Source organism: Rufibacter ruber, from assembly GCF_001647275.1.
In the GTDB taxonomy this organism is placed as follows: Bacteria; Bacteroidota; Bacteroidia; order Cytophagales; family Hymenobacteraceae; genus Nibribacter; species Nibribacter ruber_C.
In genome coordinates this window covers 143,057-160,461 of the sequence record NZ_LRMM01000002.1, presented here as the reverse complement: position 1 = coordinate 160,461, position 17,405 = coordinate 143,057, and the positions used below count along the sequence as shown (strand labels likewise).

Sequence of the window (17,405 nt, the reverse complement as noted above, 5' to 3'; positions counted from 1 at the left end):
ACTAGTTGAAACTGTTCTTTATTTGTTTGAGCCGGTGTTGATCATGGCACAACGGAAACCAATGGTTGAAGTGGCAGAATCCTGTTCCATGAATCTACGCGTTCCGGGTGATAACCAGTAGGCTACGTCTTTCCAGGAACCGCCTTTGTACACGCGCACGGTGTTGGTGATCAATGACTGGAAGCCGGCCACGTCATAGTTAGAAGAATCATCCATTACCCCGTTGCGGCGTACCGGGTTCAAGTCTTCTACATCCTGGAAGGAAAGCGGGCGGTAAACATCTTGTACCCACTCGTTTACGTTACCAGCCATGTTGTATAGACCGAAATCATTGGGTGGGTATGCGTATACATACTCAGTGATCATGGCGCCATCATTCAAAGAACCGGCAATACCGGCGTAGTCACCACGGCCCCGTTTGAAGTTAGCCAGGAACTGACCCTGGTTTTTGCCATACGGGTTACGCACCTGGTGCCCATCCCATGGGTAGATACGCTTGTTCAACTGGTTTTCTTCTTCGTCTAGCTGAACACCAATCAACGCCTGGGCGGCATATTCCCATTCTGCTTCTGTTGGGAGGCGGTAGTTGGGCAGAACAGCACCAGACTCAATGGGAGGCGTAGCACCTTCAGCAAGGTCCCCGTCAAAATTAGCAGCCAGGCCTTTGTTCACCATGGCGGTACGCCAGATACAGTAGTCCTGGGCTTGCTGCCAGCTCACCCCTACCACCGGGTAAAACCGGAAGCCTGGGTAACGCAGGTAATAATTCACGTAAGGGTCATTGAATGACAACTCACGCTCCCAAACCGTTGTGTCTGGCAAAGCTCTGGTATATACCTCCTCAGAAGAGTCTTTACGTACATAGTGCAGGTATTCCAGCCAGTGAATATTGGCTACTTCAGCTTCATCCATGTAGAAAGAAGCCACGGTTACGGTACGCTCTATGTTATCACGGGTCATGGCTATATCTTCCTCAGAAGAGCCAAGGGTGGTTCTACCGCCTTCAATGAATACAAGACCTGGTCCTTCAGGAATATCACTGTAATCTGCTACGGCAAAGCCACCTTCTTCATCATCATACTCAATGCCGGTAGCAGTACTGGTTTTACCAGGTTTCCGGCTGGTAGGCCTGCTATCCTTAGAACAGGAGCTGAAAACAAGCGCCCCTGCTGCCATCACGTAAATTAGTTGTTTAGACAGTCTCATAAATGTTGGTAAGTACCAGGTAAAATTGTATTCTCTAAACTAGTTATGTCTATTAACACGCAATAATATAGAATTTTAGAAAGCCGGGCAAGCAATCCGATTGTAATTTTTGTCGGTGCCTGATCTTTTAAAGATTTTGAGATAATCTACCTTCTCAAAAGAAAGAGAAATCTCGTGCGTTGGACCTAAAGCAACAGGACTGGCAGACAGCGGGTGCCGGTAACTATACCCTATTTTGAATCCTTTATGCGAAACGCCCGCCAAACCAGAAATAGTACTGGCGGCGGGCAGATTTTTTTCACCAGGTAACATGCTATATCCCAAACCAATAGTAACGGGGGTGACAATACCATAAAATGTGGCATCAGCGCGTTTAAAGGCACGCTGTTGCGTATACGAGAAAGTAGGAATAAAGCTGACTTCTTTGAAAAAATTTCGTACAAAATACTGTTTAACATAAAACCTGTAGCCGGTGTGAGCCTGAAACACCGGGGGAATGGTATTATCAGAAGATTCGCCAAGAGCGGGGGAGTTTAAATGCTGGGCTGAGGCGCCCACCCAGAACTGTCTGGTGAACAGCAGGAAACCAGCGGCCACGGTACCGTAAGATGCCCGTTCAAACGAATTCCTTTCGGCGGTAGGTGAAGTTATAGAGCCGTCAGGGGCTAACTGGTCTTCAAAGACCAGTCGGGAGCTGGGGCTAAGGCTGCCATACGCCGCCTGCAGGCCCACACTCAGATCCAGGTGTTGCCTCAATTTGGTATGGTAGGCGTAAAGAGCGCCCGCCTGTAGCTTGGTGAACCCGCCCGCCGGGCTCCGGTCAGAGGCAAAAGTGAGGCCAACGGCATTCCGGTTCTCAGAAAAACGGTACTCCCCGCTCAGCACCTGGGTGCTGTACCCGCTGTTGGTCCCGGTCCATTGAGAGCTGTGGCCGGCAGTAACGCTGTAATCAGACAATAAACCGGTAAACGCGGGGTTTAGAAATAGACGGTGGGCATAAGGCTGGGACAGGGGCGTCTCCTGGGCCAGAGCAACGGAACTCTGGATGGCCAGAAAACAACCTATCTTTGCCGCTTGCAGTACTGTCTTTGCCTTTAGAGCACGGCACGTAAATTGCAGAAGCTTAAAAAAGCCTATATTCATTTTAAAATCAGTAAACTTACCTGCTCAGTAGACAGCAACAGATATGAAGAAAGTAGTCATTGGCATAGCCGTCTTTTTTGTAGTGCTCATTGCCGCCGCCGCGTTGGTTCCCATTCTTTTCAAAGATAAGATCAAAGATAGGCTGGATAAAGAAATAGCCAAGAACATCAACGCTCAGGTTCTATACGAAACTGATAACGTAAGTCTATCGCTTTTCCGCACATTTCCTGATCTGGGCCTTTCTATCAAAGAGCTGACCATTGTGGGCAAAGACTCCTTTCAGCGCGACACATTGGCGTACCTGCCTGATTTTGCCCTGGGTCTGGACCTCATGAGTGTGATCACCGGTGATGAGATGGTCATCAAATCAATTGAGATGCAGGACCCCCGCCTTAAACTGCTGGTGCTTAAAAGCGGAATGGCCAACTGGGATATTTTCATTCCAGACACGGCGGCCGCGGCCCAGACAGACACGGCAGATTTCAAGATGGGCATTGAGAAGTGGACCATTAACAACGGCCAGATCATTTACCAGGACCTGAGCATTCCGTTTGGCGTGGCGGCATACAACGTGCAGCACACCGGCAGCGGCGATCTGGCCAAAGACGTGTTTGACATGGAAACCCACACCCAGGCAGACCGCTTCACCATGACCTATGGCAATGTCAACTACATTGAAAACAAGAAACTGAACGCAGAGGTGACCCTGGCCATGGACATGGCCAACAGCGTGTATACCTTCAAAGACAACAATTTTAGACTGAATGATTTCGCCCTGGGCTTGGACGGCTCTATTGCCATGCCTACAGATGACATTAAGTTTGACTTAACCTTTAAAGCCTTGGAGACAGATTTTAAAAACCTGTTCTCCCTGGTGCCCGGTGTCTTCACAGACAAGTTCAAAGATGTTCAGACCGATGGAAAAGTTGCTTTCAACGGGTACGTGAAAGGTACTTTCAATGAAACCACCCTGCCCGGCTTTGGGGTGGATCTTACGGTGAACAACGGAACCTTCAAATACCCTGATTTACCGCAGGCGGCTAAGAATATAAACGTGGCCATGAGTGTGAAAAACGCAGACGGCAACCTGGACCATACCGTTGTCAACATCAAAAAGCTGCACCTTGAACTGGGGAAAAACCCCATTGACGGGCAAGTGCTGATTGACGGGCTGTCACCTATGAAAGTAGACGGAAACCTGCAGGCCAGGCTGGATCTTGCTGAAATGACCAAGGTTTTCCCCCTGGAAGGCACTACCCTGCGCGGTCTGCTGGATGTAGATGCCAAAGCCAATGGGGTCTACTTTGAGAACCACATGCCTGTCATGAGCGCCAAGCTGAACCTGACCAACGGCTACGTGAAGTCTTCCTCCTTCCCTGCCCCGCTGGAGCAAGTGACCGTGGCATCTACCGTCACCAACACCACTGGCAACGCCATGGACACTGATATTCAGGTCTCCCGCTTTAAGATGCTGCTGGACAAGGAGCCTTTAGAAGGTAGAGTTTCTATCAAGAACCTGAGCCAGCCCCAGTTTGATGCGGCCGTAACCGGGGTGCTTGATTTGACCAAGCTGACCAAGATATTCCCTATTGAAGGCACCACCCTGAGCGGCCGTATGGCCGGCAACGTGCAGGCCAAGGGCAAGATGACAGACGTAGAGGCAGGGCGCTACGGCAACGTTCAGTCCAGCGGGACCGTCACCATCAACCAGCTAGCCTACAAGAGCACAGATCTGCCGCAGGGCATGCGCATTAACAGCGCCACCGCTACCTTTAACAATGAGCAGGTGCGGCTGCAGCAGCTAAACGGGTTTCTGGGTAAAAGTGATGTGCAGATGAACGGTACGGTGTCTAACTACATGGGCTACCTCTTCTCAGAAAACCAGCCGCTGCGCGGAAACTTTACCTTGCAGTCCAGCAACTTCAATGTGAATGAATGGATGGTAGACGAACACACCGGCCAGGCAGTTCCCGCCTCCACTACCCAGGAGGCGCAGGGGGTTGTGCAGGTACCGGCTAATCTGGATATGTTGTTAAATGCCCAGATAGGGACGGTGGTGTATAACAACCTTAAACTGCAGAACCTCAACGGCAAGGTTAGTTTGAAAGATCAGATTGCCAAACTCGAAGATGTGTCTTTCAATACCCTGGGAGGCCAGTTTTCCACAACGGGCACGTATGATTCCAGGGATTTAATCCACCCTAAATTCGCTTTCGGGTTGAATATCAAGAACCTGGATTTTCAGCGTTCCTTCCAGGCCTTTAACACCATTCAGCAGGTGGCGCCCATAGCCAACCTCCTGAAAGGGCAGTTTTCCACCAACTTTAACCTGAGTGGTGAACTGGGCAGTGACATGATGCCGGTGATGAGCACCCTTTCTGGCAAAGGTCTGGTAGAAGTGGTAGAGGCGGTAGTGACCAACGTGAAGGCACTCTCCAAAATCAGCAGCCTCACCAATTTGTCTGAGGTGCAGAACTTCACCATCAAGAACAAAGGCTTTGCGGCTGAGATAGTGGCAGGTAACCTGGTAATGAAGCCGTTTGAGTTTGAAGTGAAAGACATTAAAATGACCGTGGGCGGTACCAGCAACCTGGGCGGGAAGCTTGACTATGTAGTAGCCATGGACGTACCCTCTGGCAAGGTGGGAAATGCCCTGGCGAGCAAGCTGACCAGCCTGTCTGGGGTGCAGAACCTGCAGGGGCTGGAGCGGGTGACACTGCAGTTAGGCGTTACGGGTCCATACAAAGACCCATCAGTGGCGCTGAAGGGCAGCAGCCTCAAAGCCGAAGCCTCTAATATTGTGAAGCAGGTAGTGACAAACAAGCTGGAGAACGTGCTGAAAGATAAACTGCCAGTAAAGAATGCCACCAACACAGACAGCCTGAAAGCCGAACTGGCCAGACAGCAGGAAGCCGCCAAACTCAAAGCCCAGCAGGAACTGGAGAAGAAGCGGCAGGAGGCTGAGGCAAAAGTGAAAAGCGAAGCGCAGAACCAGTTGAACAAACTCTTTAACCGGACAAAGAAACCAGCTGCGGCCACTCCGGCAGACACTACCAAAAAGTAAGAGGTATCCACCCTGTGCGCCTCCTGTTTCGGGGCTGTTTTTTGAAAAACAGCCCCAAAACAGGAGGCTTCTTTTTGGCAAGGATACGCCCTCATCCCTTTGGGGTGGGTCTGTGGAAAGCAATGGCCAGACCGGTTTCAACAGGTTTTAAACATTTTCTCCTGCATACGTATAAACCGTGCTGCGCCTGCAGTGATGTAATTAACCTATTTCAGAAGTATGAGAAAATTCTTTTTGTTTGGGATGCTGCTGTTCACCAGCCTTGGGTTCAGCTCCTGTTCAGAGGAAGATGAGGCCACGGGTGCCGCCCGTATGGAGGTAAGATTGACAGATGCCCCCGGCGACTATGAAGAAGTAAACGTAGACATCCGGTCTGTGCAGATTCACCGCGAAGCCAATGATGACGGCTCTGGCTGGACCACCTTAGACAACATCAAACCCGGCGTGTACAACCTCTTAGATTTTGCAAACGGCAAAGACACCCTGTTGGCGAGTGCCACCCTTCCGGCTGGCCGCATCTCCCAGATACGGCTGGTCCTGGGGAACAACAACACCTTGAAACTGAAAGGTGCGAACGCCCGCATTCCCCTCACCACCCCCAGCGGACAAACCTCTGGCGTTAAACTGCAGATCAACGCTGACCTGGAGGCTGATGTCACCTATGTGGTACTCTTAGACTTTGACGCCGCCAAATCTGTGGTGAAACGCGGCAACAGCGGTAACTACAACCTGAAACCTGTGATCAGAACCCTTACCCAGGCAGTGGCTGGCGGTATTAGAGGAACCGTAACCCCGGCAGCGGCCAGACCGGGTATTCTGGTGATCTCGGCGGCCAATGACACCATTGGCGGCTTCACAGATGAGACAGGCCGTTTCCTGATTAAAGGTGTGCCAGCAGGTACGTATAAAGTACAGTTCACCGCCACTGAGCCTTACCAGAACAAAGAAATACCAGACGTTACCGTTACCAATACCCAGATCACTGAACTCCCTCCGGTTGATTTGAACTAAGTACTTGGGCAGAAATTTTCCTGTCTGTCATCCTGAAGAGACCTAGGTGGCGAACTAGATAAGCGCTTATTGGCTGCTACGGCCGTTCGCTGCCTAGAGCCTTTCACGGCGACAAAATGTATGCCTTAAATTTGTCTGATAGGTGAACGGGCACTGTAAAAGTTATTGTTTATCTCCAGAAGGTCCTTGTCACAGAACAAGGGAAGCTGTCTCAGGTTAGCGCTTCAGATTTTGCAGGAGATATAAGAACTGTAAGAGCTCATCTCTGACTTTTTTGCAAAGTCAGAGATGAGCTCTACGTTTTAACAACAGTCTTTCTATAAAAAGAAAGGGAACCTCTGCAGAGGCTCCCTTTCTTTTTATAGAAGTTTGCGTTTTTGACCTGTTTTTCTGAAAACAGACCAAAAACGCTATGGAGTTTACAGTTCCATGTCCTGGCCGTACTGAATGCGCACGTAGGTCACATAGTCAGAGTTGACAGGCTCATGCCCTGCCAATCTCAGGCCACGGGCCACCTGGCCGCGGTGGTAGGTGGCGTGGTTGATGGCGTGGGTCAGAATGTCACGTACTTTGGTAGAATAGGCCTTGCCCTGCGTGTTGGTGTACTCAATGGTGCGGTTCAGTTCAGTCTCATCTGCATTGGAGTACAGTTCCACCAGCTTGGGTGATGTCTGCTCATGCAGTTTGTGCAATTCTTCCAGTGAGTGTACCTGCAATACGGTTACCGGGCTTTTAGTGCCGGTGATGCGGGCAATCCAGATAGCCTGGGCGTTCAGCAGGTGGCTGAACATGAGTTGTGAATATTCAGGCAGTTCACCTTCTACGCGGTCAAAGCTTTTCAGCACGCGCCAGTTGGCCCATACATTGTATTCGGCTAGGTTTTTAAGTACGTCGTTACCAGTCATGGTTATGGGTTTGGTATTATACATCATCGGCCTTGGCCGAACAAATTGGGCAAAAGTAGTAAACAGGCCGAAAACGCAACGTAGTTCCTAAAGGCATTCTTACGCCTCTGCCCGCAGAACCTCCAGCGGCGACCGGTTCACTACTCCCCGGCTGTTAAACAGGCCAATCACCACCGTTAACGTAGAGATGAGCCCAAAAAGCACCAGCACCGGCAACAGCTGCGGCGAGAATTCGGTTTCAAAGCTGAATCTGGCCAAGGCCCAACTCCCGGCCAGCGACAGGACAATGCCCGTACCGGCGGCCAGGGCCCCTAAGAAAAAGTACTCTAACGCGGTAATGGCGTAAATCTGTTTCCGGCTGGCACCCATGGTGCGCAGTAACACGCTTTCGCGCATGCGCTGGTATTTGCTGATGAGCACTGAGGAAATGAGCACCACCACGCCGGTCATAATACTGAACGCCCCCATAAACCGGATCACAAAACCTATTTTCTCCAACAGCTCGTCTATGACACTTAAAATCAGCTCCAGGTCAATGATGGAAATGTTGGGGAACTGCCGCACCACCTTCTGCTGAAACGCCGCCGAGGCCTGGGCCGTGGGCACTCTGGTGATCAAGACATGGAACTGCGGCGCCTCTTCCAGCACCCCGGTGGGGAAAACCACCAGAAAGTTGGTCTGGATGCGGTTCCAGTCTACCTTGCGCAGGCTGCCCACCACGGTGGGAATCAGGGCCCCCTGCACGTTGAAGATGATGGTATCCCCCACCTCAACTTTCAGGCGCTCTGCATAACTCTGGTCCAGTGACACAAAAACGGTATCATCAGGGGCGGCTACTTTCCCGCGCCAGGTGCCCTGGGTGATTTTTTCTGAGCTGGTGAGGCTGTCTCTGAACGTGACCCGCATCTCCCGCTGAAAGGCTCTGATGGAGACCTCTAACGTAGTGTCTGCTAACACTTTTTCGGCCGTAAGGCCATTGATTTCCTCAACCCGCATGGTCACAATGGGTACCTGCTGGATCACAGGCAGCCCCTGCGCCCTGGTAAGCCGGGTCACCGCTTCGCGCTGAGCCGGCTGAATGTCAAACAGCACCATGTTGGGCTGGTTCTCACTGGCAGACAAGGTGATGCGGTTCAGGAGAATGGACTGCACAAAATAAAGCGTGCAGATAAAGGCCGTGCCCAGGCCAATGGAGATGATCAGGATCAGGGTCTGGTTGTTAGGCCGGAATAGGTTGGACAGCCCCTGCCGCCAGAGGTAGCTCCAGGAGGTGGGGAAAAACCGGCGCACCAGCCACATCAACGCCCACGCAATACCCACCAGCACCAGAAACGCCACCAGCACACCCAGGGTGAAGTAGAAAGAGTCTTTCAGCTGCCGCGTCTGCAGGTAGGTAAACCCAAAGATGAACAGCAGAATAAGGGCGTACACCAGCCACTTGAGCGGGTCTTTGAGCAGACTGGTGTTTTCATAGGAGAGCCGGAGCGTGTTGAGCGGCGATATGTTTCTGATACTCACCAGCGGCAACAGAGCAAACAGCAGGGAAATGACCAGCCCAATGAGCACGCCCTGCCCTACCGCCAGCCAGGAGACCCCCACCGTCACCTCTACCGGCAGCAGGTCTTGCAGCACCTGCGGCAACAGCAACTGCACGGCCGTGCCGAGCGCAGCCCCCAGCACAGACCCCACCAAGCCTATGCCCAGGATCTGGATCACGTAGATCAGGAACGCCTGCCGCCCGCTCACGCCCATGCACCGCAAAATGGCAATAGAGGGCAACTTTTCCCGCATGTACACATGAATGGCGCTGGCCACGCCAATGCTCCCCAGTAACAGGGCTATAAACCCCACCAGGGCCAGAAAGCTGGTGAGGTCTTCAAACGAGCGGCCCAGGTTTTCGCGCTCAGAGTCGGCGGTCTCCAGGTTGACCAGCTCCTTCTCCAGGCGGGGCTCCAGTTTGTTGGCCAGGGCTTTTAAATCTACCTCCCGGTTGTATTTATAGTAGTACCGGTAATTGATGCGGCTCCCTTTCTGGTCCAGGCCGGTCTGGGCCAGAAACCGCAGCGGCACATACACGGCCGGGGCCACGGTGGCTGAAATCCCGGTCTGCCCAGGGGCTTTGTTCAAGATCCCGGCAATCTCGAATGACAGATTCCCCACCCGGAGGGAGTCTCCCACCTTGGCCCCGAACTGGAGCATAACCGTCTTGTCTACCAGCGCCTGCTGGCCATTTTGAAAGGAGGTGCCTGCCTCAGCGGGAGTGGTTTCCAGCTTTCCGTAATACGGATAGCCGCCTTGCAGCGCCCTTACCTGCACCAGGCGGGTGCCCTGGCTTCTGGGGAAGAATACCATAGAGGCGAAACTTCGCTCCTCTGACCGCAGATCACCCAGTGAGTCAAGCAACGGCTGCAGTTCAGGGCTTACCGGACGGTTGCTGGAAATGGTGACGTCTGCCCCAATCAGGCTCATGGCCTGCTGGTCAATGTCGCGCCGCAGGTTATGGCCAAAGGAAAAGATGGCCACCAGCGCAGCTATGCCCAGAATGATGCTGGAAATGAACAGGAAAAGCCGGGAACGGTTTCGGCGGCTGTCGCGCCAGGCCATTTTCACCAGCCACGGTAGGTTCAGGTTGTTCAAAATGGTTTTGGTTGAGGGTTGGAGGGTACAAGTCTCTTTGGTGATTTCTTTCTGTTTGCTGTTTTTCAGAAAACAGCCCCAAAACAGAAAGAGGAAGCAGGAAGGTGGTGGCTCCCATAGTGCTGGCTACTGCCTTGCCGGTGTTCCTACAGAGTCTATAGAAAACTGGCAGGCGGAACATTGCTACACGCCTGTGCGCTCATCTGACACCAGCTTTCCGCCTTTCACCCGCAGTATACGCTGGGTTTTAGAGGCCAGCTCCAGGTCATGGGTCACCAGCACCAGGGTGGTTCCGGCGTCCTGGTTCAGGCGGAACAGGAGGTTCACCACTTTCTCACTAGTTTCGGCATCCAGATTGCCCGTGGGTTCATCTGCGAACAGGATCTTAGGTTTGTTGGAGAAAGCCCGCGCCAGCGATACCCGCTGCTGCTCCCCCCCTGACAGCTGCGCCGGATAATGGTGCGCCCGGCTGGCCAGGCCTACTTTGTCCAACAGTTCCAGCGCCTGCGGCTGCACGTTCTTCTCACCCCGCAGTTCTAACGGTACCATCACATTTTCCAGGGCCGTGAGCGTGGGCAGCAGCTGGAAGTTCTGGAAGATAAACCCCACGTGCTGGTTGCGCACCTGGGCGCGCGCATCTTCGCTCAGCTCGTCCAGCCGGATGCCGTTCAACGCCACCGCCCCTGCGCTGGAGCGGTCAAGGCCGGCGCAGAGCCCCAGCAGGGTGGTCTTGCCGCTGCCAGACGGCCCCACAATGGCCACCGTTGAGCCCGCGTCAATGGAAAAGTTGATGTTCTCTAATACCGTAAGGGTGCGCTCTGCACTTTGGTAGGTCTTGCTCAGGTTTTGGATCTGCAGAATGGTGTTCACGCGTTCTTGGTTGGAAATGAAACCTCTGGCTCTTTGACGGGCAGAGGAAAGTGCCGTAAAATACGAAACAATGGCGGTACCGCCAGTTAAACCTTAAACGTACCAATTAAGTTATTAAGTACTTTCTTTGTAACCCAACCCTACCCATGATCTCTATGTATAACCGTTGTTTGTTCCTCTTTTGGCTGGTGGTCCCCTTTTTGTACGGCTGCTCTGACAAGGGCGCCTCTGACAGGAGCTCCACCCGGCAACGCAAACCGCCCAGAAACCCACTGCTCCGCAAAAGATGAAGAACATATTATTTTTCGGCAACAGCCTCACCGCCGGGTACGGGCTCAGCCCCTCAGAGTCTTTCCCGGCCCTGATCCAGAAGAAGATTGACTCGCTGCAGCTACCGTACAAGGCCATCAATGCCGGCCTGAGTGGGGAAACCTCAGCGGGAGGCAAGAACAGGATTGACTGGTTGCTGCGGCAGCCGGTGGATGTGTTTGTGCTGGAACTGGGGGCCAACGACGGCCTGCGCGGCATTCCGCCCGCCGAGACCAAAAAGAACCTGCAGGCCATTGTTGACAAAGTGAAAGCCAAATACCCCCAAGCCAAGTTGGTCATGGCGGGCATGGAAGTCCCATCCAGCATGGGTGGCCGCTACGCCAGCGAATTTAGGGTGATCTTTAGACAGCTGGCTACTGAGAACAACATGGCCCTGGTCCCTTTCCTGCTGGAAGGCGTGGGCGGGGAACGCCACCTCAACCAACAGGACGGTGTGCACCCTACCGCCGCCGGCCAAAAGATTCTGGCCGAAAACGTTTGGGCGGTCTTGAAAGACGTGCTGTAGTCTGTTTCCAGCATTTCCAGATGAGGCTTCCGTTTTGGGGCTGTTTTTCAGAAAACAGCCCCAAAACGGAAGCCTCTTTCTATGTGGTGACGGTTTGTTAGAAAGACGAATAAAGCGTATGTTTAACTACGGAGATAGGTGTGATACACATAGTAGGTGCGGTTATTGGGGAGTTGGCGGTAACTTTTATTAAAATGAATGAGAGACCCAAAAGAATATAAGGAACTACTGACCTTGTTCAAAGTAGGTTTGGCAAGTAGTCTTATTAGCAAAGAAGAAGTTACCAAGTGGGCCGATGAAATAATTACACAAGAAGCAGAACCAGATATATTCTTCATTGAATTGTCTCTCATAAAATCTAAAAGCGAAGGGGTTTCTTATTTAGGTAGCTTTTTAGATTCGGATTCCTTAGCTAACGGTAAGGCAATTCTTGGACTACTTTACAAGCGGCTTATAGAGGGACAAGAACTTGAGAGAATAGTTCGGACAATGTATAACCTTAAAGATGAGGTAGACTTTACAGAACTTGAAAAAGGGTACATCTACCAAATCGACGATGGATTCGACCTGGCCAATACAAAGGTATATGGAAGCTTGGACATTGTTAGAAATGAAACACTCGACTTCTTAGCACTATATGCAGATTATAGCATTGAAAATCATACAAGTTGGTCTGAACTAAATAAGCGAGTAGTTTCTGACTTGGAGGAAATGAACAGGACTGAAAGAGAAAAAAACTTAAAAGAACAGAAAAAGCCTTGGTGGAGGAAATTGTGGTAGCGTGTTAAAAAAGCAACCACCAACACTGCATAAACGTCAGCAGCGGCCGACGGCCTTCGCCGTCTTTTACACGAGGCCGTTAGTTACACGTCAATCAAGCTCAAGTAAAAGAGTACTGGTAAAGAGTGTCATCAGATAATCAAAAACGAGAAACAGAGAAGATTCCTCAACTTACCGGCCCTGCCTACAGGGAAGGGGTAAGTTATTTGCAATCTGCCCCTATACATCATAGCTTAGTTTCTTGGTATGAACAACAAGAAGGGCAGGTATAGGTTTTGGTTGGAGCCCTGAGTGTATTACCTTTCTGCCTCAGCCATGGAAACGACCCCTACTTCAGCAAATATTACATTCCCCAGTTCAGTTGCACACGCTCTGGATCATCTCCTGGTCCCGCTCTATCCGGCAAAAGAACCAGGACTTACAATTATTGCCCAGGCCGGAGGCAGGGATCTCTATAAAAAGTCTTTTGGGTGCGCCAATCCAGACACCGGGCAACAGCTCCACCCAGCAACCAATTTTAGAATGGCATCTCTTACCAAGCAGTTTACCGCTATGGCGGTTGCCATGCTTGAAAAAGAAGGGCTGTTCACATTTGATGACCCCATTGGTTTGTTTCTGACCCAGATGCAGCAATACCATGCTTCTGTAACCATACGGCACCTCTTAACCCACACTTCCGGCTTGCCAGATTATGAGGACGTAATTGCTGACAACCGCCCCCGGCAGGTAACCGACCAGGAGGTGTTGGAGATGACTGCCGCCCGGTCTCAGCGGTATTTTACATCTGGCCATGGTTTCAGATACAGCAACACCGGGTATGTTCTGCTGGGCTTGCTGGTGAAAAAAGTTTCAGACAAACCTATTAGGAATTACCTGAAGGAAAAGATTTTCCAGCCCCTTGGCATGCAGAACACCGTTTTCTACCAGCCCGGCTCACCCATACCACACCGCGCCATGGGGTATGCTCCAAACAGAGATAAATTTATTTTTTCTGACCAAAGTCCCTGCAGCGCCACCCAAGGAGACGGCTGCCTGTATACGTCTGTTCAGGAGTACCTGTGCTGGCACCACGCCCTGCACCACCATCCGGAATTCCTCCTGGCACCCCTGCTCCATAAAGTGCACACGGCGGTTCCAGATTTCCCTAACAGTTTCTACGGCATGGGGTGGTTCTTTACCCTCAGGAAAAACGGCAGCCTGGAGCTCTGCCACAGTGGCAATACCTGCGGTTTCAGCCATCTGGTGGTGAGTGTGCCTGAAAAGGAGGCCATCTTCCTGGCGTTCTCTAACCGCGCTGATAATGCTGACTTATATTCACCTCTCTTCACTACGGTGAGTTCTCACCCTTCCTTCCAACAGTCGTCAAAGCTAGTATGGGCGTTGCCTGAACTTACCAGATAATACTCTGTTTCCGTTTTAGCCCTGTTTTCTGAAAAATAGCCCATAAACAGAAATCAGCTCCATATTTCCCGATTATACACTAACTACTGTTTGCATATACTACTATTTTACCAACCTAACAACCGTTTTATTAAAAATATTTAAAAATATTTGCTACATTGTTTGGAAGTTGAAAGCACACCCTGTATGTTTGGGTATTCTTAAAAAGAAAAGAAAATGATTCAGCGCAATTCTTACTTTTTTGGTTTTTACTTTTTTGGACCTCATCCGGGGCTCAACAGGTAAGACTTTGCGTTAAATTAACAAAAGATAAACCTAAGAGCCCCGCCAAAAGCGGGGCTTTTTTCATTATGACCAGAACCATAAAAATCGCCATTCAGGGAGGTGCCGCCTCTTTCCATGAAACTGCCGCCAAAGAACTGTTCCCCCAGGAGCAGATCAGCACCATCTCCTGCGCCTCCTTTCCAGAGCTTTGCCACACGCTGCAGGCTGGCTTGGTAGATTACGCTGTCATGGCGGTGCAGAACTCTGTAGCAGGCCCTATTCTGCCCAATTACCGGTTGCTGGGCCAGTATGGCTTCTCTGTGCAGGCAGAGCGGTGGCTTCTCATTGACCAGACCCTGATGGCACTGCCAGGCCAGCGGTTAGCAGACATTCAGCAGATCTGGTCCCACCCCATTGCCCTGTTGCAGTGCAACGAGTACATTGCGCAGCACCCGGAGAAAACCACCAAAGAGACCTCAGACACCGCAGACACCGCGCGCATCATCAAAGAAGGCCTGATAAAAGGGGTAGCCGCCATTGCCAGCCGCAAAGCAGCTGAACTGTACGGCCTGGAGGTACTGCAAGAAAATGTGGCCAACCAACTGGACAATTACACCCGTTTCCTGGTCCTCACCCCCACTGCCGCGGCCAAACCCGCCAACAAAGCCACCTTGCTCCTTCCCTACCCCGTGGCAAAGTTCTCCCTGGAGGCGGTACTGGAGACAGTGCAAGACCTTGGTTTAGAGTTGACCATGCTGCAGGCGCTCCCATCAGTGAACCCGGGCCAGCCTGAATCCTGGGTGTTGGAGATAGAAGCCGCGCAGGCTAGCCAGATCACAGAGGCCCTGGCCGCCTTACAGATTACCTCCCCCAACCTGCAGGTAGTGGGCATTTACCCCAAGGCAGAGGCCCCGCTCCCGCAAGACAGGTTGAATGGCTGCATAGCTCAACAAGTACAATTAGAACCAGAATTAGTAGTATGATCATAGCAGGTGCCAACAGGCTGCAGCAGGTGCAGGAATACTACTTCTCCCGCAAATTGGCAGAAGTACGCGCCCTGAACGCCGCCGGAAAGAAAATCATTAACCTGGGGATTGGTGACCCGGACATGGCTCCCTCAGAAGAGACCATCAGCGCCCTGGTCCGGACCGCCATGAGTCCTGGCGTACACGGCTACCAGGCCTACAACTCTATTCTGGCCCTGCGGGAGGCCATTGGGCACTGGTACCAGCGCACCTACGGGGTAACCCTGAACCCGGAGCAGGAAGTGCTCCCGCTGATGGGTTCCAAAGAAGGGATCTTTCATCTCTCTATGGCGTTCCTGAACCCGGGAGACAAAGTTTTGGTGCCTAACCCCGGCTATCCGGCGTATGCGGCCACGGCCCGCCTGGTGGGTGCTGAACCTGTTTTCTATACATTGAAAGAAGAAAACAGCTGGCTCCCAGACGTGGCAGAACTGCAGGAACTGCTGGCGGGCGGCAACGTGAAACTGATGTGGATCAACTACCCGCACATGCCCACCGGGGCGGTAGCTACCGCCCAAGCCTTGCAGGCCTTGGTTGATCTGGCGCTGGAGCACAAGTTCCTGCTGGCCAATGACAACCCGTACAGCCTGGTGCTGCCCACCGGCAAGCCCTTAAGCCTCCTCTCCTTGCCCAACGCCAAGCAGTGCAGCCTGGAATTCAATTCCCTGAGTAAGTCACACAACATGGCGGGGTGGCGCGTGGGTATGGTCCTGGGCAGCCAAGACTACCTGCAGTGCCTGCTCAGGGTGAAGAGCAACCTGGACAGCGGCATGTTCCTGCCCGTGCAGCAGGCCGCCATTCATGCCCTGCAGAACTTCGACTCCTGGCACACAGAGCGCAATGAAGTCTACGCCCAACGCAGACAGAAGGTGTATGAACTGTTGAACATGCTGGGCTGTTCTTACCAGGAAGACACAGTGGGCATGTTTGTTTGGGCCAAAGTACCAGAAGCCATCACAGAGGTGGAGGCCTATTTAGATGAGATCCTGTACGAGGCCGGGGTGTTTTTAACTCCGGGCAAAATATTCGGGACCCAGGGAGAGCGCTATTTACGGGTATCACTCTGTTTACCGGAACAACTGTTAGAAGAAGCAATTAAACGAATCAGCAAACACATAACGGCTACCGCCGAAGTATAACCATGAGTACAAAACACCTTACCCTCGCTGCCAACTCCACGTTCAAAAGAGCCGATGGCAAACCGTTGATCATTGCCGGCCCGTGCAGCGCCGAAAGCGAAGAACAAATGCTGGAAACCGCTCGGGGACTTCAGCAGGTATCTGATGTCACTATTTTCCGGGCCGGTATCTGGAAACCCCGCACGCGGCCAGGTGCCTTTGAAGGCATTGGGAAAGTAGGCCTGAAATGGCTGAAAACCGTGAAGGAGGAAACCGGTCTGCTTACGGCCTGTGAGGTAGCCACCGCTGAGCATGTGAATGATGCCCTAAAGCAAGGGGTGGACATTCTGTGGGTAGGCGCCAGAACCACCGTGAACCCGTTCTCTGTACAGGAGATCGCTGATGCCCTGGAGGGCGTAGATGTACCCGTACTGGTGAAAAACCCGGTAAACCCAGACCTGCAGCTGTGGCTGGGGGCGCTGGAGCGTCTGAACCGGGCAGGGATCACTGATCTGGCCGCCATTCACCGCGGGTTCTCCTCCTTTGATTCCCGCCCGTACCGCAACCACCCCAAGTGGAACATGGCCTATGAGTTTAAGAAACTGTTGCCTGAGGTGCCGTTGATCTGTGACCCCAGCCATATTGCCGGTAAGCGTTCCCTTCTGCAGCAGATCAGCCAGGAGGCCCTGAACCTGCAGGTAGACGGCCTCATGATTGAAACCCACTGCAACCCAGATGTAGCCCTGAGTGATGCCGCCCAGCAGGTTACCCCAGAAGGCCTGAGACAACTGCTCGCCTCGCTGGTGGTAGAACCAGCCCTTACCAACGCCACCGCAAATGAAGAGGAACTGAGCGAGCTGCGGAACCTGATTGACTACCTGGACAATGAGCTGATCAACATTCTGTCACGCCGTTCACAGGTGGCCAAGCAGATTGGTATCATCAAAAAGGAAAGCAAGATGAACCTGTTGCAGACCGGCCGTTGGGAGCAGGTGATGGAGCAGCGCCTCAAAGCCGCCCAGCGTGAAGGCCTGGAGGAGGTCTTCATCAAAGCTATATTTCAGGAGATTCACCAGAACTCACTGCACGTACAGGCCGCCTCTGTTGAGACAAAAATAGCTGAGCAGGCTTAATACAGATATACAG

The 17,405-nt window shown here is 52.2% G+C and carries 13 protein-coding genes; 8 read left to right on the top strand and 5 right to left on the bottom strand.

Going from position 1 to position 17,405, the window contains the following annotated elements; genetic code table 11:
• Window positions 1-18: 18 nt before the first annotated feature.
• A complete protein-coding gene (gldJ, locus tag A8O25_RS01660; RefSeq protein WP_066829871.1) occupies window positions 19-1,206 on the bottom strand; it encodes a gliding motility lipoprotein GldJ in 1,188 nt (395 codons plus the stop codon).
• 75 nt (window positions 1,207-1,281) lie between these two features.
• Window positions 1,282-2,349: a PorP/SprF family type IX secretion system membrane protein gene (locus tag A8O25_RS01655; protein ID WP_074987923.1), complete on the bottom strand. Its 1,068-nt coding sequence runs from the start codon at window positions 2,347-2,349 to the stop codon at window positions 1,282-1,284.
• A gap of 43 nt (window positions 2,350-2,392) precedes the next feature.
• Between A8O25_RS01655 and A8O25_RS01650 the strand changes: the two genes are divergently transcribed.
• Together A8O25_RS01650 and A8O25_RS01645 are read left to right on the top strand one after the other, a co-directional pair.
• Window positions 2,393-5,413, top strand: a complete 3,021-nt coding sequence (locus tag A8O25_RS01650; protein WP_066829865.1) for an AsmA-like C-terminal region-containing protein — start codon at window positions 2,393-2,395, stop codon at window positions 5,411-5,413.
• 219 nt (window positions 5,414-5,632) lie between these two features.
• Window positions 5,633-6,424 carry a DUF4382 domain-containing protein gene (locus A8O25_RS01645; RefSeq protein ID WP_066829862.1) on the top strand — a complete coding sequence of 264 codons (792 nt, stop codon included), beginning with the start codon at window positions 5,633-5,635 and terminating at the stop codon, window positions 6,422-6,424.
• 419 nt (window positions 6,425-6,843) lie between these two features.
• Here the strand turns inward: A8O25_RS01645 and A8O25_RS01640 are convergent, their stop codons facing one another.
• The 3 genes from A8O25_RS01640 to A8O25_RS01630 all read right to left on the bottom strand — a co-directional run bounded on the left by A8O25_RS01640 (window position 6,844) and on the right by A8O25_RS01630 (window position 10,836).
• Window positions 6,844-7,329, bottom strand: coding sequence for a DinB family protein (locus A8O25_RS01640; protein ID WP_066829859.1), 486 nt, complete (start codon window positions 7,327-7,329; stop codon window positions 6,844-6,846).
• 99 nt (window positions 7,330-7,428) lie between these two features.
• On the bottom strand, window positions 7,429-9,966 hold the full coding sequence (locus A8O25_RS01635; RefSeq protein ID WP_338152720.1) for an ABC transporter permease: 2,538 nt from the start codon (window positions 9,964-9,966) through the stop codon (window positions 7,429-7,431).
• Between the two features lie 183 nt (window positions 9,967-10,149).
• Window positions 10,150-10,836, bottom strand: coding sequence for an ABC transporter ATP-binding protein (locus tag A8O25_RS01630; RefSeq protein WP_066829856.1), 687 nt, complete (start codon window positions 10,834-10,836; stop codon window positions 10,150-10,152).
• Window positions 10,837-11,122: 286 nt separating this feature from the next.
• On the opposite strand from A8O25_RS01630, the gene A8O25_RS01625 reads away from it, so the two are divergent.
• From A8O25_RS01625 to A8O25_RS01600, 6 genes are all read left to right on the top strand, one after another.
• Complete coding sequence (locus tag A8O25_RS01625) at window positions 11,123-11,671, top strand: GDSL-type esterase/lipase family protein (protein WP_082893382.1); 549 nt, start codon at window positions 11,123-11,125, stop codon at window positions 11,669-11,671.
• Between the two features lie 198 nt (window positions 11,672-11,869).
• Complete coding sequence (locus A8O25_RS01620; RefSeq protein ID WP_066829854.1) at window positions 11,870-12,451, top strand: hypothetical protein; 582 nt, start codon at window positions 11,870-11,872, stop codon at window positions 12,449-12,451.
• A 315-nt stretch (window positions 12,452-12,766) separates the two neighbouring features.
• Window positions 12,767-13,852 carry a serine hydrolase domain-containing protein gene (locus A8O25_RS01615; RefSeq protein ID WP_066829938.1) on the top strand — a complete coding sequence of 362 codons (1,086 nt, stop codon included), beginning with the start codon at window positions 12,767-12,769 and terminating at the stop codon, window positions 13,850-13,852.
• Between the two features lie 350 nt (window positions 13,853-14,202).
• Window positions 14,203-15,099: a prephenate dehydratase gene (locus A8O25_RS01610; RefSeq protein ID WP_066829851.1), complete on the top strand. Its 897-nt coding sequence runs from the start codon at window positions 14,203-14,205 to the stop codon at window positions 15,097-15,099.
• Window positions 15,096-16,280, top strand: coding sequence for a pyridoxal phosphate-dependent aminotransferase (locus A8O25_RS01605; protein ID WP_066829848.1), 1,185 nt, complete (start codon window positions 15,096-15,098; stop codon window positions 16,278-16,280). Before A8O25_RS01610 ends, A8O25_RS01605 begins: the two co-directional genes overlap by 4 nt.
• Before the next feature lie 2 nt (window positions 16,281-16,282).
• On the top strand, window positions 16,283-17,392 hold the full coding sequence (locus tag A8O25_RS01600; protein WP_066829844.1) for a chorismate mutase: 1,110 nt from the start codon (window positions 16,283-16,285) through the stop codon (window positions 17,390-17,392).
• Window positions 17,393-17,405: the final 13 nt, after the last annotated feature.

What these genes read in the sequence shown, in the direction of transcription:
- gldJ (WP_066829871.1), bottom strand. Translation starts at nt 1,206, where the DNA reads ATGAGACTGTCTAAACAACTAATTTACGTGATGGCAGCAGGGGCGCTT.
- A8O25_RS01655 (WP_074987923.1), bottom strand. Translation starts at nt 2,349, where the DNA reads ATGAATATAGGCTTTTTTAAGCTTCTGCAATTTACGTGCCGTGCTCTA.
- A8O25_RS01650 (WP_066829865.1), top strand. Translation starts at nt 2,393, where the DNA reads ATGAAGAAAGTAGTCATTGGCATAGCCGTCTTTTTTGTAGTGCTCATT.
- A8O25_RS01645 (WP_066829862.1), top strand. Translation starts at nt 5,633, where the DNA reads ATGAGAAAATTCTTTTTGTTTGGGATGCTGCTGTTCACCAGCCTTGGG.
- A8O25_RS01640 (WP_066829859.1), bottom strand. Translation starts at nt 7,329, where the DNA reads ATGACTGGTAACGACGTACTTAAAAACCTAGCCGAATACAATGTATGG.
- A8O25_RS01625 (WP_082893382.1), top strand. Translation starts at nt 11,123, where the DNA reads ATGAAGAACATATTATTTTTCGGCAACAGCCTCACCGCCGGGTACGGG.
- A8O25_RS01620 (WP_066829854.1), top strand. Translation starts at nt 11,870, where the DNA reads ATGAGAGACCCAAAAGAATATAAGGAACTACTGACCTTGTTCAAAGTA.
- A8O25_RS01615 (WP_066829938.1), top strand. Translation starts at nt 12,767, where the DNA reads ATGGAAACGACCCCTACTTCAGCAAATATTACATTCCCCAGTTCAGTT.
- A8O25_RS01610 (WP_066829851.1), top strand. Translation starts at nt 14,203, where the DNA reads ATGACCAGAACCATAAAAATCGCCATTCAGGGAGGTGCCGCCTCTTTC.
- A8O25_RS01605 (WP_066829848.1), top strand. Translation starts at nt 15,096, where the DNA reads ATGATCATAGCAGGTGCCAACAGGCTGCAGCAGGTGCAGGAATACTAC.
- A8O25_RS01600 (WP_066829844.1), top strand. Translation starts at nt 16,283, where the DNA reads ATGAGTACAAAACACCTTACCCTCGCTGCCAACTCCACGTTCAAAAGA.